Annotated in this window: 14 protein-coding genes and 1 pseudogene; 6 read left to right on the top strand and 9 right to left on the bottom strand. The window is 70.1% G+C overall.

Annotation, left to right across the window (positions count from 1 at the left end; translation table 11 throughout):
* The first annotated feature begins 54 nt into the window (after window positions 1-54).
* Window positions 55-501, top strand: coding sequence for an FAS1-like dehydratase domain-containing protein (locus J8N05_RS40910; protein ID WP_210892222.1), 447 nt, complete (start codon window positions 55-57; stop codon window positions 499-501).
* Entirely contained in the window at window positions 498-917 is a 420-nt protein-coding gene (locus J8N05_RS40915) for a MaoC family dehydratase (RefSeq protein ID WP_210892224.1), read from the top strand. Before J8N05_RS40910 ends, J8N05_RS40915 begins: the two co-directional genes overlap by 4 nt.
* A gap of 93 nt (window positions 918-1,010) precedes the next feature.
* On the opposite strand, the gene J8N05_RS40920 is transcribed toward J8N05_RS40915, so the two are convergent.
* A complete protein-coding gene (locus tag J8N05_RS40920) occupies window positions 1,011-2,666 on the bottom strand; it encodes an AMP-binding protein (RefSeq protein WP_210892226.1) in 1,656 nt (551 codons plus the stop codon).
* 218 nt (window positions 2,667-2,884) lie between these two features.
* Here J8N05_RS40920 and J8N05_RS40925 point away from each other — a divergent pair, with 218 nt between their 5' ends.
* Window positions 2,885-3,439, top strand: coding sequence for a TetR/AcrR family transcriptional regulator (locus J8N05_RS40925; protein ID WP_210892227.1), 555 nt, complete (start codon window positions 2,885-2,887; stop codon window positions 3,437-3,439).
* Window positions 3,440-3,489: 50 nt separating this feature from the next.
* Here J8N05_RS40925 and J8N05_RS40930 read toward each other — a convergent pair whose 3' ends face one another.
* Window positions 3,490-4,731 (bottom strand): acyl-CoA dehydrogenase family protein, encoded by a 1,242-nt coding sequence (locus J8N05_RS40930; protein WP_210892229.1) that lies wholly within the window; start codon window positions 4,729-4,731, stop codon window positions 3,490-3,492.
* A 197-nt stretch (window positions 4,732-4,928) separates the two neighbouring features.
* Between J8N05_RS40930 and J8N05_RS40935 the strand changes: the two genes are divergently transcribed.
* Window positions 4,929-5,381, top strand: a complete 453-nt coding sequence (locus J8N05_RS40935) for a MaoC family dehydratase (RefSeq protein WP_210892231.1) — start codon at window positions 4,929-4,931, stop codon at window positions 5,379-5,381.
* Between the two features lie 33 nt (window positions 5,382-5,414).
* Here the strand turns inward: J8N05_RS40935 and J8N05_RS40940 are convergent, their stop codons facing one another.
* Window positions 5,415-6,473 carry a phosphotransferase family protein gene (locus J8N05_RS40940; protein ID WP_210892234.1) on the bottom strand — a complete coding sequence of 353 codons (1,059 nt, stop codon included), beginning with the start codon at window positions 6,471-6,473 and terminating at the stop codon, window positions 5,415-5,417.
* A gap of 238 nt (window positions 6,474-6,711) precedes the next feature.
* Here J8N05_RS40940 and J8N05_RS40945 point away from each other — a divergent pair.
* Window positions 6,712-7,385 (top strand): annotated as a pseudogene (locus tag J8N05_RS40945) (SDR family NAD(P)-dependent oxidoreductase).
* 1 nt (window position 7,386) lies between these two features.
* Here the strand turns inward: J8N05_RS40945 and J8N05_RS40950 are convergent.
* Window positions 7,387-8,337, bottom strand: a complete 951-nt coding sequence (locus tag J8N05_RS40950; RefSeq protein WP_210892236.1) for an LLM class flavin-dependent oxidoreductase — start codon at window positions 8,335-8,337, stop codon at window positions 7,387-7,389.
* Window positions 8,338-8,431: 94 nt separating this feature from the next.
* Between J8N05_RS40950 and J8N05_RS40955 the strand changes: the two genes are divergently transcribed.
* A complete protein-coding gene (locus tag J8N05_RS40955) occupies window positions 8,432-9,445 on the top strand; it encodes an LLM class flavin-dependent oxidoreductase (protein ID WP_210892238.1) in 1,014 nt (337 codons plus the stop codon).
* Window positions 9,446-9,507: 62 nt separating this feature from the next.
* Here J8N05_RS40955 and J8N05_RS40960 read toward each other — a convergent pair whose 3' ends face one another.
* The 5 genes from J8N05_RS40960 to J8N05_RS40980 are packed head-to-tail and all read right to left on the bottom strand — an operon-like array spanning window position 9,508 to window position 14,046.
* A complete protein-coding gene (locus J8N05_RS40960) occupies window positions 9,508-10,200 on the bottom strand; it encodes an ABC transporter ATP-binding protein (protein ID WP_210892240.1) in 693 nt (230 codons plus the stop codon).
* The gene (locus J8N05_RS40965; protein WP_210892242.1) at window positions 10,197-10,898 is read right to left on the bottom strand and encodes an ABC transporter ATP-binding protein; all 702 of its coding nucleotides are present in this window, start codon (window positions 10,896-10,898) and stop codon (window positions 10,197-10,199) included. Before J8N05_RS40965 ends, J8N05_RS40960 begins: the two co-directional genes overlap by 4 nt.
* Window positions 10,895-11,953 (bottom strand): branched-chain amino acid ABC transporter permease, encoded by a 1,059-nt coding sequence (locus tag J8N05_RS40970; protein ID WP_210892244.1) that lies wholly within the window; start codon window positions 11,951-11,953, stop codon window positions 10,895-10,897. The genes J8N05_RS40965 and J8N05_RS40970 overlap by 4 nt, the downstream gene beginning before the upstream one ends.
* The gene (locus J8N05_RS40975; protein ID WP_210892246.1) at window positions 11,950-12,804 is read right to left on the bottom strand and encodes a branched-chain amino acid ABC transporter permease; all 855 of its coding nucleotides are present in this window, start codon (window positions 12,802-12,804) and stop codon (window positions 11,950-11,952) included. Before J8N05_RS40975 ends, J8N05_RS40970 begins: the two co-directional genes overlap by 4 nt.
* 27 nt (window positions 12,805-12,831) lie before the next feature.
* Window positions 12,832-14,046 (bottom strand): ABC transporter substrate-binding protein, encoded by a 1,215-nt coding sequence (locus tag J8N05_RS40980; protein ID WP_210892248.1) that lies wholly within the window; start codon window positions 14,044-14,046, stop codon window positions 12,832-12,834.
* Window positions 14,047-14,179: the final 133 nt, after the last annotated feature.

Below are 14,179 nucleotides of genomic sequence, written 5' to 3' on the forward strand. Positions count from 1 at the left end.
TGTCGGTCAGGTTCGCGAAACCATACTATAGGTCAGACCAAAAGGAGTCTGCGTATGAATGCATTGATCGACACCGTGGTCGACAGGGTGGTCTTCGACGTCGAACGGGGAAAGATCCTCGAATTCGTCCGCGCCACGTTCACCGACGACCCCGTGCACACCGACCCCGGACTCGCAGCGGAGAACGGGTTCTCGGGCGCCCCGGCCACCGCCACCCATGTGGTGGTCGCGGGTCACCACCGCGACCAGCGGACCTTCGTGGAGAGACTCGGCCTGGAACTGAGCCGGGTCGTGGTGGGTTCGGTCGACTGGACCTACCGGCGCCCCCTGGTGGCCGGGGACACCCTGCGGGGCACCCGTCGCGTCGTCGGCGACGAGACCCGCGAAGGGCGCCGTGGCGGCACCATGCGCCTGATCACACTGGAGACCGAGTTCGTCGACGGGCGGGGCGAACTCGCCGTGACCCAGCGCGAGGTGCTGATCGAGAGGGGCCGGCCATGAGGACACCGCCGGTGGCCGCCGTGGGCGACCGTCCCCCGCCACGACGCGTCGGACCCCTCACCCAGACGCACATCGTGCGCTTCGCGGGCGCCGGCGGTGACTTCAATCCGCTGCACCACGACGGAGCCTTCGCCGCCACGGCCGGTTTCGACCGGCCGATCGCGATGGGACAGCTGACGGCCGCACTGCTGGCCGCCTGGCTCACCGACTGGTGCGGCGTGGAGAACCTGCGGGAGTACGGCGTCCGCTTCACCGCGCCCCTGGCGATCGGGGACGTCGTCGAGCTGTCCGGGGAGGTCACCTCGCTCGCACCGGGGGACGACGCCCGGACCCTGGCGACGATGGAACTGGCCGCGACCAGGGACGGCACGACGCTCATGTCGGGCCGCGCGGTGATCGTCGTCGCCGACGGCTGAGTGCGTGCGCCCCGGCGGTCACCGCCCCGCGGCTGCGGGACCGTGACCGCCGGGGACTCGACACCCCGGTGGCCACCGCCCTGGGCGGACCGGTCAACGCCCGGCCTTCAGCTTGTCGGCGATGTCGCTCCGCAGCACATGTTTCTGGATCTTGCCGGTGGCCGTGGAGGGCAGCGCGGCGATGATCTCCAGCCGCTCGGGGACCTTCTGGATCGCGAGTCCCTCGCCGAGGAGGTAGTCCCTGATCTCCTCCAGGGTCAGCGGCTCGGCGCCGGAGGCGGGCACCAGGTAGCAGCAGACCTTCTCGCCCATCTTCTCGTCGGGCATACCGACGACGGCCACCTCGCCGACGGCCGGGTGCGCGGAGAGCAGGTCCTCGACCTGCCGGACGCTGATGTTGAGGCCCCCACGGATCACGATGTCCTTGAGCCGCCCCGTCACCCGTACGTAGCCGTCGTCGTCCATCACCCCGAGGTCGCCGGAACGGGAGAACCCGTCGGCGGTGAACATGCTCGCGGTCTCCTCGGGCTGGTTGATGTACCCCAGCGCGTTCATCGCGCCCCGGTAGGCGATGTCGCCCTCGGTGCCGCGCGGCACCTCCTCGCCCTGCCCGTCCACGACGCGCACCTCCTGGAACGGCAGCGCCCTGCCGTCGGAGGTGACCGACCGCGCCGGATCGTCGTCGAGCGTGCACATCGTGGTCGTGATGTTCTCGGTGCGGCCGTAGAGGCTGAGCACCCGCATGTCCGGCAGCGTGGCGACCGCCCGCTGCACGAACGTGCCGGGGATCGGCGCACCGGCGCAGGTCCAGAACCGCATGCTGCTCGCGTCGTGGACGTCCGGGTCGTAGGCGTTGAGCAGCATCTGCAGGAACGTGGTGGCGGTGACGGCGGCGGTACAGCGGAACTTCGCGATCCGCGCCAGGCCCTCGCGCGGCTCCCACTTCTCCATGATGTGCGAGGAGGCGCCGTGGATGAGCGGCAGGATGACACTGGTGACCAGACCGGTGGTGTGCGTGATCGGGGAGGGCCCGAACTGCACGTCCTCGTCGGTGTAGTGCCAGCCCTTGCCCAGCAGTCGCGCGCCGGTGGCCATGGTGTTGAAGGTGTGCGCGCACCCCTTCGGCCGGGACGTCGTACCGGAGCTGAAGACGATGACCCACGGCTCGTCGGGTCCGGGGGCCGCGGGCAGTTCGGCCTCGGCCTCCTCGGGCGTGACCTCGGCCAGTACGTCCTCGTACCGGAGGCTTCCCCCGGTCGACTCCTCGCCGCGCACCACGATCACCGTGTCGAGCGTCGGGCTGTCCGCGGCCATGTCCAGGAACATGCCGTCGTGGTCGAACCCGCGGTAGCGGCCGGTGGTGAAGGCCACCCTGGGGCCAGCGCTTCCCACGATGTGGCCGACCTCGTCACGCCGGTATATCGGCATGATCGGCACGATGAGCGCCCCCACCCGGGAGATCGCCAGGGAGATGACCACGAACTCGGTCCAGTTCGGCACCTGGACGGTCACCCGGTCGCCCGGCGCGATCCCCCGGCGCACCAGTCCGACCGCGAGGCGCAGTGCCGCGTCCCGCAGTTCCCGGAAGGTGTACGAGGTCGTGGAGTCCGTCACGAACACCTTGTCGGGCCGCTCCCGCACCTGGCGTTCGAGCGCGTCGAAGAAGGTGTATTCGCACCAGGAACCGTTGGCGTAGTAGCTCTGGATCTGCTCCTCGGTGAACCGCTCGCGCACCGTCGCCATTGACATGTGATTCGCCTGCCTACCTGTCGCTGTTGCTGCCCCGACGGGAGTATGGGTGGCTATATGGTTGGCACCGTACAATGGTAAGACCGTTTACGACAATGCCTGTGCAGCCACCCGCTCCCGCGTGTTTCAAGGCACGGATCCCCGCCGCGCACGGTGCGTTAATGTGTCCCGGCGACGACGTCCGCCCAACGACCGTTCACAGGAGTTGACTTCGGCTGATGAGCAGGGACCGGGCCATCCTCGACGCCGCCGCCGCGGCCTTCTACGAGAAGGGCTTCCACGGAGTCGGGGTCGATGAACTGGGCGCCCGCGCGGGCCTCAGCGGACCCTCCCTGTACCGCCACTTCTCGGGCAAGGACGAAATCCTCGCCACCCTCCTCAACGAGGCCATGGACGAGCTGATCAGCGCCACCGTACCCGTGCACGGCGATCCGGCCCGGGATCTGCGGCGCGCGCTGGAGCACCACATCGACTTCGCCGCGCGGCACCGGCACCTGGTCAACATCTACCAGCGCGAGGTGCGCTCACTCGTCGATCCGTGGAAACGATCGTTCAACCGCCGCAGGGGCCAGTACACGGCCCGTTGGGAGGCCCTGTTCGCACAGCGGTTCCCGGACCTGGGTGACGCGGACATCGCCTCGATGACACAGGCCTGTCTCGGCATGGTCTTCTCCCTGTCCTACTGGCCGGCGCGGGCCCTCGACGGCGTCGACATCAACTCGCTGCTGTTCGAGCTGCTGTCCCGCGGATTCGAGTCCTTCGAACCGTCCTGACCGCAGTCGGTCCTGACCTCGGCCCGTCGCGACCTCGGCTCGCCCCGACATCAGCGGCGGGAACCGAAGTCGAACATGCTCGCCGCGATACGGCGCATCTGCAGTTCGTCGGTGCCCTCGGTGATGCGGTAGCGGCGATGGTGACGGTAGATGTGCTCGAACGGGAGCGCCCGGGTGTACCCCATTCCGCCGTGGACCTGGATCGCCCGGTCCGCCGCCTTGCAGGCGAGCTGGTTCCCGCGCATGTTCACCATGGCGACCTTGTCCGAGACCGCCGTCTTCCCCCGCTCGTCCATCAACGCGGCGGTCCTGTGGATCGTGTTGCGCACCAGCTCGGCCTCGGTCTGCAGCTCGACGAGCTGCCACTGCACCCCCTGGTGCTCGTGCAGGGGCTTGCCGAAGACCACGCGCCGCTGGGCGTACTCGACGCTGCGGTCGATGCAGAACTGTGCCGCGCCCAGCGAGGAGGCGGCCTGCCTGATGCGGTTCTCGTGGACGAAGAGCTGGGCGAGGTCCAGGCCCCGGTCGAGCTCGCCGAGCACCGCGTCGGCGGGTACCCGTACGCCGGTGAGGCGGACCTCGGGATGGTCGCTCGGCATGTTGAACGTCCAGTGGTTGCCGACGATCTCGAAGCCGGGCGCGTCGGTGGGCACCAGGAAGGCGGTGATCCCCCGGGCCTTGCCGTCCTGTCCCGAGGTCCTGGCGAAGACCAGGTCGACCTCGGCGGCGTCGGAGAGGCTGTTGAACCGCTTCTCGCCCGTGATGATCCAGTCGTCGCCGTCGCGTTCCGCCGTGGTCCGCAGGTAGGTGGCGTCGCTGCCGTGGTCGGGTTCGGTGAGCCCGAAGGCGATCTCGATCTCGCCCCGGACGTACCGGTCGAGGTACCGCTCCTTCTGCTCGGCCGTCCCGTACTCGTGCAGCACCAGGGCCAGCGGCAGGTTCGCCACCACGGACGCCTCGTCCGCGTGCGGGAAGTGCAGCCCGGGGCCGCGGGTGGTCAGGTGCTCCCGGACGACGGCCATCGCCAGGTTGGATCCGTCGTGTCCGCCGAGCGCCGCGGGCAGCGGATAGCGGTAGAATCCGGCCGCGTCGGCCCGCCGTCGCATCTCCGCGAGCACCTCCCGCCAGGCGGCTGCCGGGTAGCCGTCGCGCTCCCAGTCGGTGCGGGCGTACTCCCGCCGGTGGTCGAAGAACTGCGGGTGTTCGTCCTGCAGCGGCTTGATCTCGGCGTCGATGAAGACGTCGAGGTCCTTGACCAGTCGTACGACGTCCTCGGGAACCGACCAGCTCATGGTGTGCCCCTCCTGTCCAGTTCCTGTCCGTTCCGGTCCTGTCCGTTCCACTCCTGTCCCGGTTCCGGTTTCCGGCTCACCGTAGGGCGGTCCCGTCGTACCCGGTCCTGGCCGTGCGCCGGACCACTGTGGACCGCTCCAGCGACCCGTTCGCGCCCGCTCCTCCCCCGTACCGGCTCCGTGTTCTGATCTGCGCCATGTTGAAACTGAGCGGCATCGCGGAACTGCGGGAACTCGTCGGCCGGGACATCGGCACCAGCGCGTGGCACGAGGTGACGCAGGCCCGGATCGACGCCTTCGCGTCCGCGACCGACGACCACGAGGACATCCACGTCGACCCGGAGCGCGGCCGTCGGGCCGGCTTCGACGGCACCATCGCGCACGGGCTGTACACGCTGTCGCTGGGGCCGAAGTTCCTCTACGAGCTGTACTCGCTGAGCGGGCACTCGCTGGGGCTCAACTACGGCTTCGAGAAGGTGCGGTTCATCTCCCCCGTACCGGTGGGCTCCCGGCTGCGGATGCGGGCGACGCTGAAGGCGGCCGACGCCATCGAGGGCGGCACCCGCTTCACCGTCACCCAGACCTTCGAGACCGAGGGCGGCAACAAGCCGGCCTGCGTGGCGGACGCCGTGATCGCCTACTTCGACTGAGGAGCCGGGTGAGGGACCGGGGCGGCCGGAACGTCAGCCCCGGTCGGCCCGTTCCAGGATGCTCCGGCCCCGCCGGACGACGGCGGCGAGGCTCGCGGCGGCGGTGACCAGCCTCGCGTCCGGATCCGGACGCCGCCGGTTGCGCTTCACGAACACCGACAGGGTGGACGCCGTCTTGTAGTGGCAGTAGGCCAGGAACCAGTCGAGTCGGTCCGCCGGCACCGGACGCACCCGCGCGTACTCGGCCAGCAGTTCGTCCCTGCCGGGCATGCCGCGCCCGGCGGCCAGGTTCGCCCCGTCGCGCGTCTCCTCGAAGCGGTGGACGGGGTCCGTGTGCATCAGCAGCCAGGCCAGGTCCGTGCGCGGATCGCCGACCGACCAGATCTCCCAGTCGATGACGGCGTTCAGCGCGTCGCCCTGGAAGAGCATGTTCGCGAGCCGGTAGTCCCCGTGCACCAGCACCGGTGGAAGGGGACGCGGGATGCGGTCGGCCAGTGCGGCGTACAGCTCCCGGTGGCCGGGGCAGACGTCGTCGTCCACCGTGTCGAGGAGCAGGGCCCACCGGTCGAGTTCCTCCTTCACGGTGACGACGGGCTCGTCCGCCATGCCGAGCGACCCGGGACCGAGCGACTGCATCCGTGCCAGCACTCGTGCCGCCGTGCGCGCTCTGCGGTCGACGACGTCCGCGCCGGGAGGGTCGGCGCTCACGTCGAGGAGCGGTTCGTAGGAGTCGCCGGGCACCAGGTCCATCGCGAAGAGCGGCGGATCCCCGTCGTCCTCGAACAGGACGGACGGGACCGGCACATCGCGCTCCGTACCGAGGGCGCGGAGGACCCGGGCCTGCCGGAGCACATCGCGGTTGCGGACCGGCGCCAGGCCGGGAGGCGCCATCTTCACGACGGCCGGTCCCGGAGGCCCGCCGGGAACAGCGAGCATCGCCGCGTAGGTGAGGCTGGACACTCCGCCGGGCAGTCTGCGCAGGCCTTCCAGGCTCGCTCCGGGCCATCGCGCCGTCACGGCGGCGGTGAACCTGGCCCGCAGCCGCGCCTCGTCGGACCGGTCGCGGGATACGTCAGTGGATTCGGCTGTCACCCGGCAAATCTCCCCGGCGGGACCTCGCCGGACAAGGTCGGGGTCCGCGCGCACTGGAGATTTCCACAGTGCCCCGTGCGGGCGCGCCGAGGGCCGGGCCCGCGTGCGTGATAGCCACGGCAGCATGACGGAGAACGGGATGCACGGGACGGACATGATGAGCCGCTTCTCGCTGGCGGGCAGGGTCGCGGTGGTCACGGGAGCGTCGTCGGGGCTGGGCATCGCCCACGCCGTCGCCATGGCCCAGGCCGGAGCGGACGTCGCCGTCGGCGCGCGACGCGTGGACGGCCTGCGGGAGACGGTCGAGCGCGTACGGGCCACCGGCCGCGACGCTGTGGCGGTCCGGACCGACGTCACCGCGGCCGAGGACTGCGACGCGCTGGTCGACGCCGCGATGAGCCGCTTCGGACGGGTGGACGTCCTGGTCAACAACGCGGGGACCGGCGGCGGTTACCACCCCGCCACCGAGGACCCGCCGGAGAACTTCCTCTCCACGGTGGACGTCAACCTCAACGGGTCCTACTGGATGGCACAGGCCTGCGGTCGCGTCATGCGGCCCGGCAGCTCCGTCATCAACATTTCGAGTGTCATGGCGGTCACCACCGCGAGGATGCCGGCGGCCGGCTACAGCGCCGCCAAGGCGGCGGTCCTCGGCCTCACCCGGGACCTCGCCGCGCAGTGGGGCCCCTGGGCATCCGTGTCAACGCCATCCTGCCCGGGGTCTTCCCCTCCGAGCAGACCGCGCACTACAGCGAGAACTACCGGCGCAAGCTGATCGCGGCGAGGATCCCGCTCGGGCGCATCGGCGACCCCGAGGACGTCGCCGCGGTCGCGGTGTTCCTGGCCGGCGACGCCTCGGCGTACCTCACCGGCGTCAGCCTGCCGGTCGACGGCGGTGTACTGCTGCTCTGAATCACTCCCGCGCGGCGCCGACGGCCCTGCCGAGCTGCTCCCGCAGGGCCGCCACCGCGTCGATCTCCGCCTCGACGCCCGATCCGACGGGGATGACGGTGATGTGCTCGGCTCCCGACTCGACGAAGGGCAGCAGGAACTCCGCGACCTGTTCCGGGGTTCCCGCCGGGGCGATGTACTGGAACTTCTCGTACGGCAGGTGGTAGAGCCCCTGCATCTTCGCGGCCAGCAGTTCGCGGGCCCGCCGCGGGTCGGTGTCCAGGCCGCACCAGACGTTCACCCCGAACCACGACGGCGTCGGCCGGTCGAGGCCCGAGGCCGCTTCGAGGATCCGCTCCCGGGTCTCGGCGAACCGGCGCGCGGAGCAGAAGATGCCGAGCCAGCCGTCCCCCGACTCCGCGGTGCGCCGGACCGCCACGTCGCCCTTGCCGCCGATGACGATCGGGATGCCCGGGTCCGGCGCCGGCAGGATCCGGGCCCCGTCGAGCCGGAAGAACTCCCCCTCGTGGCTGACCTCCTCGCCCGTCAGCAGCCGCCGGACCAGCATCAGGGCCTCGTCCAGGCGCCGTCCCCTGGTCCTCGGGTCGACACCGGCGTTGCTCACCTCCCGGCGGTCCTCGCCGCCCACGCCGACGCCGAGCGTGAGCCGTCCGGGCGCCGCCTGGCTCAGCGTGGACAACTGCCGGGCGGTCGCCATCGGGTGGCGCAGTCCGAGCAGGTAGATCCCGATGAGCACCGACAGCCTGTCGTGGGAGGACAGCATGGTGTTCGCGGTGATCATGCCGTCGAATCCGGACCCGTCGTGGAAGCTGATGTGGTCCCCGACGGAGACGTGGTCCAGTCCGGCCTCCTCGACCCGGTCGAGCAGTCGGCGCCTGCGCCGGGGGTCCGACGTCGTGAAACCGTCCTGATCCGAGATGCCCATCGTGAACGGGGATGTGAACGGAGCCATGGGGCCGACACCTTTCTGCAGTGATCCTTCTGTTGCACTATAAGGTCTAACCATTGACACTAACGGCTGGACTTCCGGACGAAAGGCCACTGACATGACCACGCGCGGTATCACCGTCCTCGCGGGAGGACTGAAGGAGACCCGGCGGATCACCGAGCGGGCCGAGGCCGCCGGGTTCGACGCCGCGTGGTCCGGCGAGTTCCTCAACCGCTCCGCCGTCGTCTCCGTGGCGGCGATGGCCGCGGCCACCTCCCGAATCGGAGTGGGAACCGCGATCGCCTACGCCGTGGGGCGCTCCCCTCTGGTGCTCGCCAACGATGCCCGCTTCCTCGACGAGATGAGCGACGGCAGGCTCACTCTCGGGCTGGGCACGGGCACCCGCCGGATGATGGAGGGCTGGCACGGGGTCAAGGACGCCGAAGGCCCGGCCACCAGGATGGAGGAGCTCATCCCGCTGCTGCGGCGGCTCTGGCGCCTGCACGAGGGACCGGTCAGGCACGCGGGCCGCTTCTACGACGTGGACATCACGCCCACGGCCGACATCGAGCCGCCGCTGCGTGCCACGATCCCCGTCTACACCGCGGGCGTGAACGCGCGGATGATCGAGGTGGCCGGCCGGGTCTCGGACGGGCTGATCTGCCATCCCACAGTCACCGACCGCTATCTGGAGGACGTCGTCGCTCCCGCGGTCGCCCGCGGGGCGGCGAAGACCGGGCGCTCCCCGCAGGACGTCCTGCTGAAGGGTGTCGTCATCTGCGCGATCGCCGACGACACCGCGTCCGCCCGCCGTGAGGCCGCCGCCCAGATCGCCTTCTACGTCGCCCCGAAGGCGTACGGTCCGGTGATGGAGGCTTCCGGGTTCGCGGCCGAGGCCGCCGCGATCCGGACCGCGTTCCACGCGGGCGACCACCGGGCGATGATCGACGCCGTCTCGGACGCGATGCTCGACCAGATGGCGGTCGCGGGCACCGTCGACGAGGTCCGGGACGCCCTGCCGGCACTGGAGAAGCGCTACGACCACGCCGCGCTGTACTCCCCGAGTTTCACCCTCGCCCCCGAACGGGTCGCGGAGAACACCCAGGCGATCATCGAGACCTTCGCCCGCTGACGGGACCTGCGACGGGGGACGCCGGACGGCCTGGGCCAGGACCGTCCGGCGTCCCCGAGCGCTCAGAGAGCGATCAGCTCCTGCACCGCTCTCGTCGCCAGTTCACCGACGGGCCCCTGACTCACCAGCTCGCCCTTGCTCAGGGCGAGGAAGCGGTCCGCGAGCTGCTGGATCATCCCGATGTGCTGCTCCACCAGCAGGAGGGCGGTCCCGCGCTCGCGGATCTGCCGCAGCGCGCCGACGAGTTCGTCGATGACGACGGGCGCCAGTCCCTCGGTGGGCTCGTCGAGCATCAGCAGAAGGGGTTCCGCCATCAGGGCGCGGGCGATGGCCAGCATCTGCTGCTCCCCGCCGCTGAGCTGGGTGCCCGGCCGGTTCGCCCCCCGGGCCAGGTTGGGGAACAGCTCGAACACGGAGGCGAGTGTCCACTGTCCCTTCCGCCCCGAGGCCCGGCCGAGCAGGATGTTCTCCTCGACGGTGAGGTTGGGGAAGATGCGCTTGCCCTGCGGGACCAGGCTGACGCCCCGCGCGGTGGGCTCGTACCGCTTCCTCCCCATGACCTTGCCGCCGACGAGGATCCGGCCGGTCACGGTGGGGATGCCGTACACCGACGTCAGAGCCGTGCTCTTGCCCGCGCCGTTGCGCCCGACCAGGCCGACCGACTCCCCTTCGGCGATCTCGAAGTCGATTCCCTGCAGCACGACCGCGCCGCTGTAGGACGCGTGCACGTCCCTGAACTCCAACACCACGCTCATGCGGCACTTCCCAGATAGGCCCGGACGACCTCTTCGTCCTTGCGTACGTCGGCGGGGGCGCCGGAGGTCAGCACCTTGCCGAGGTTCAGTACGGTGATCGCGTCGCAGGTGCGGAAGACACCGTCCACGTCGTGTTCGACCAGGAGCACGGCGACGTCGCGGTCCTTGCAGATCGCGCGGATGTGGCCGAGCATGCCCGCCGCCTCGTCGGCCACCAGCCCCGCGCACGGCTCGTCGAGCAGGACGACCCGGGGCTCGCCGATCAGCGCCAGCGCCAGGTCGACCGAGCGCTGGGTGCCGTACGCGATCTCGTTGCAGACCCGGTCGAGGAACGGCCCGAGCCCGAGGGCGCCGACGATGTCGTCGAGGTCCTTCCCGCCGGTCCGGCGCGCGACCATCTCCAGCTGGTCGCGGACCGTCATCGACGCGAACACGCTCGTGCGCTGGAAGGAGCGGGAGACACCGTGCAGCCGGCGCCAGCCGACCGGCCGGGCGGTGATGTCCTCGCCGTCCAGCAGGACCTTGCCCGCGGACGGCCGCTTACGGCCCGAGAGGGCGTCGATGAAGGTGGACTTGCCGGCGCCGTTGGGGCCGATCACGCCGTGGACGACACCGGGATCGAGCCGGATGTCGATGTTCTCCAATGCCTGCACCGCCCCGTACCGGACGGTCACCGCCGATCCTTCGAACAGTGTCATGTACGGTCCTTCTTCCCGGCCGGCAGGAACGGCAGGCGCCTGCGCAGCGCTTCCAGGCCTCCCAGGACCCCGCCGGGGAGGAACAGCAGCACCAGGACGAGTGCGCCGCCGGTGTAGAGGGGCAGGTTCCCCGAGACGTTGAACCGGGCCTGGGCGTAGGTGTAGAGCAGCGCTCCGACGACCGGTCCCAGCAGGGTGCCCATGCCGCCCACGATGGTGGCGATCAGCGAGTCACCCGCCTTGACGAAGCTCAGCACCTCGGGAGAGACGTAGGCGGCGTTGAGGGCGAAGAGCACGCCGCCCAGGGATGCCACGGCCCCGGAGAGGACGAAGGCCGCGAGGCGCGGGGCGAAGGTGTTGTAGCCCGAGAACCGCATCCGTTCCTCGTTCTCGCGGATGCCTTCCAGCACCGTCCCGAACCGGGACCGTCCGGCGGCCCACAGGGCGACCGCCGAGACGACGAGCGCGACCCAGGCGACGGGCCAGAACAGTCCGGCGTCCATGAGCTGCGGTGACGTCATGCCCAGGAAGGTGTCGTCGGGCCCGAGTTGGAGCTGGAGGCCGTCGTACGCGCCGGTGTAGGGCCGGGCCACCGCCTGGGTCGAGAACTGGTAGAGAGCCTGTCCCAGTGCCAGGGTCAGCATCAGGAAGCCCATGCCCGAAGCCCGTACGACCAGGACGCCCATCAGCAGGGCCAGCAGGGTGCCGGCCGAGAACGCGAAGAGCGCGGCGGGCATCGGGCTCCAGCCCCAGTGGGTGATCGCGATGCCCAGGGCGTAGGCGGAGCCGCCGAAGAAGGCGGTGTGCCCCAGGCTGATCAGGCCGAGGCGCCTGGCCAGGAAGCCGATCGACAGCGACAGCAGGGCGAGGATCACCCCGCTGAGGACGAGTCCCATGTAGTAGGAGTCCAGGCCGAGGTGCGGCACCGCGAAACCGGCGAGCAGCACCGCCGCGGCGACCGCCCCGCCGCGGATCCACCGTTTCCTGCCCGCGTTCTCGCCGCCCGCGGCGGGCTCGGAGACGGCCGGCGGCCGCCGGGTGGTCGTATCGGTCATGACAGCCTCTTTCCGGCCAGCCCGGCGGGCCGCCACAGCAGCACGGCGACGAGAGCGGCGTACGGGACGAGCACCGAGTAGCTCGGCAGCAGGACGCTCCCCATGGTCTGCACGAGACCGAGGGCCATTCCCGCGACCATCGCCCCGCCGATGCTGCCCACTCCCCCGATGACCACGACGATCAGGACGTTGATCAGGATGCCCACGCCCATGCCCGGGTCGACCGACACGTACGGTGCGGCCAGCGTGCCGGCGAGTCCGGCGAGCGCCGCGCCGAGGCACACCACGACCAGGCTGACCCGGTCGACGTCGATGCCCATGACGGACGAGGTCTCGACGTCGTGGCTGGCGGCCCGGATGTGCAGGCCCGTCCGGCTCGCCCGCAGCCACCACACCAGGGCCACCGCCATCACCAGCGCGATCCCGATGACCAGCAGCCGGTACGTCGGGTAGTGCGTGCCGAACAGCGAGGTGGTGCCGTCCAGCCCGGCGGGGGCGTTCACCGAGAGCGTCCGTTCGCCCCAGATCAGTACGATCACGCGTTCCAGGACCATGGCGAGGCCGAAGGTCACCAGACCGACCTCGATGGGGGAGCGTCCCTGGAGCCTGCGGAAGAAGACCAGTTCCAGAACGGCTCCGAGGACGGCCAGTGCGAGCGGCACGATCAGCAGCGCCCACCAGAAGGAGAGGTGCTGGGTGACGCTGTAGGCCAGGTACGCGCCCGCCATGTACAGCGCGCCGTGCGCGAAGTTGGTCACGCCTCGCAGGCCGTAGATCATGGCGAGGCCGGAGCTGAGGATCATCAGCAGGGACCCGAAGGCCACCGCGTTGAGCAGTTGGGCGAAGTCCATGGTGCAACCCCGTCGTGTGGAGGTGGGTCAGAGCTTGCAGGCGGGGTCCGCTTGCGGGGAGGTGTCGGTTCCCTGGGCCGTGGCGATCGTCTTGAAGGCGAGGCCGCTGCCGGCCTTCTCGACCTGGCCCAGGTGCGAGGGGCGTATCAGCTGGTGGTCGGCGCCGCGCAGGGTGACCTTGCCGACGATGCTGTCGAAGCTCAGGTCCTCCAGGGCCGCGCGCACCTTGGCGGGGTCGCCGCTGCCTGCCTTCTCGATCCCGGCGAAGAGCGTCTGGGCGGCGAGGTAGGCGTCGGCCTCGACGTAGTAGGGCGTCTCCTTGTACTTCTTCTCGAAGCCGTCGACGAAGCTCTTGTTCAGCGCGTTGTCGGCCTTCACGTCGTAGCCGACGTTGTTGTAGAAGCCGACGATCTTGTCGCCCATGGCTTTGAAGAGCGGCTCGGAGACCATGTTGAATCCCAGTACCGCCTTGAACTCGGCGGGCAGGTCGAACTGGACGGCCTGGTTGACGAACGCGACGCCGTCGGCGCCGTACTCGACGGCGAACAGGGCGTCCGCGTCGCTGCTCTTGAGTTTGGTGATGTAGGAGCCGAACTCGGTGGTGTTCAGCGGGGCGAACTGCTCCAGGACGACCTTCTTGCCGGCCTTGGTCGCGGCCGCCTTGAACACCTTCGCCGCCGTGTGGCCCGTGGAGTAGTCGACGGCCTGGATCGCCCACCTGTCGCCCGGGAGGTTCTTGAGCGTGCCGGCGAGGGCGTTGACGTCCATGGTGTTGCTCTGCACGACGCGGAAGGCGTTCGCGACGCAGTCCTTGCCGGTGAGCGCGTCGTCCTTGCCGAGGCTGTTGAACGAGAGGGCGTTCATCCCGGCGAGCTGCCGGTTGAGGGCACCGTGCTCGGTGGACGTCATGACCCCGCCGATGAACTTGGCGCCCTTCTTGAGGACGGCTTCGCGCGCCGCCCGCAGCGTGGTGGCGGGGGTCGCGTCGGTGTCCATCTCGACGAGCTCTATCTTGTGGCCGTCGACACCGCCCTTGCGGTTGACCTCCTCGACGGCGTAGCGCCAGCCCTTCGCCGTGTCGGACCCGAACTGGGCCAGCGCGCCGCTGCTGGGCGGGATGACGGCGACCTTGATGACGCTGTCGTCCGCCGACGAGGCGGTGTCACCGGTGGAGGCGCCGCAGGCCGCGACGGTGCCGGTCATCGAGCATGCCACGAGCATCCGCATGATTCTGTGGTTCACAGACGGTACCCCTACTCAACTGCGCGGAATCAGGGCGGAACACCCTGCGCCACCCGATGATGGGCGGCTTGCGCACGGCGGGCGTCTCCACAAAGGGGGATTGTCATCCCCCTTTGGAGAGAGAGGCGGGCTG

Source organism: Streptomyces liliiviolaceus (assembly GCF_018070025.1).
GTDB classification, from domain to species: Bacteria; Actinomycetota; Actinomycetes; order Streptomycetales; family Streptomycetaceae; genus Streptomyces; species Streptomyces liliiviolaceus.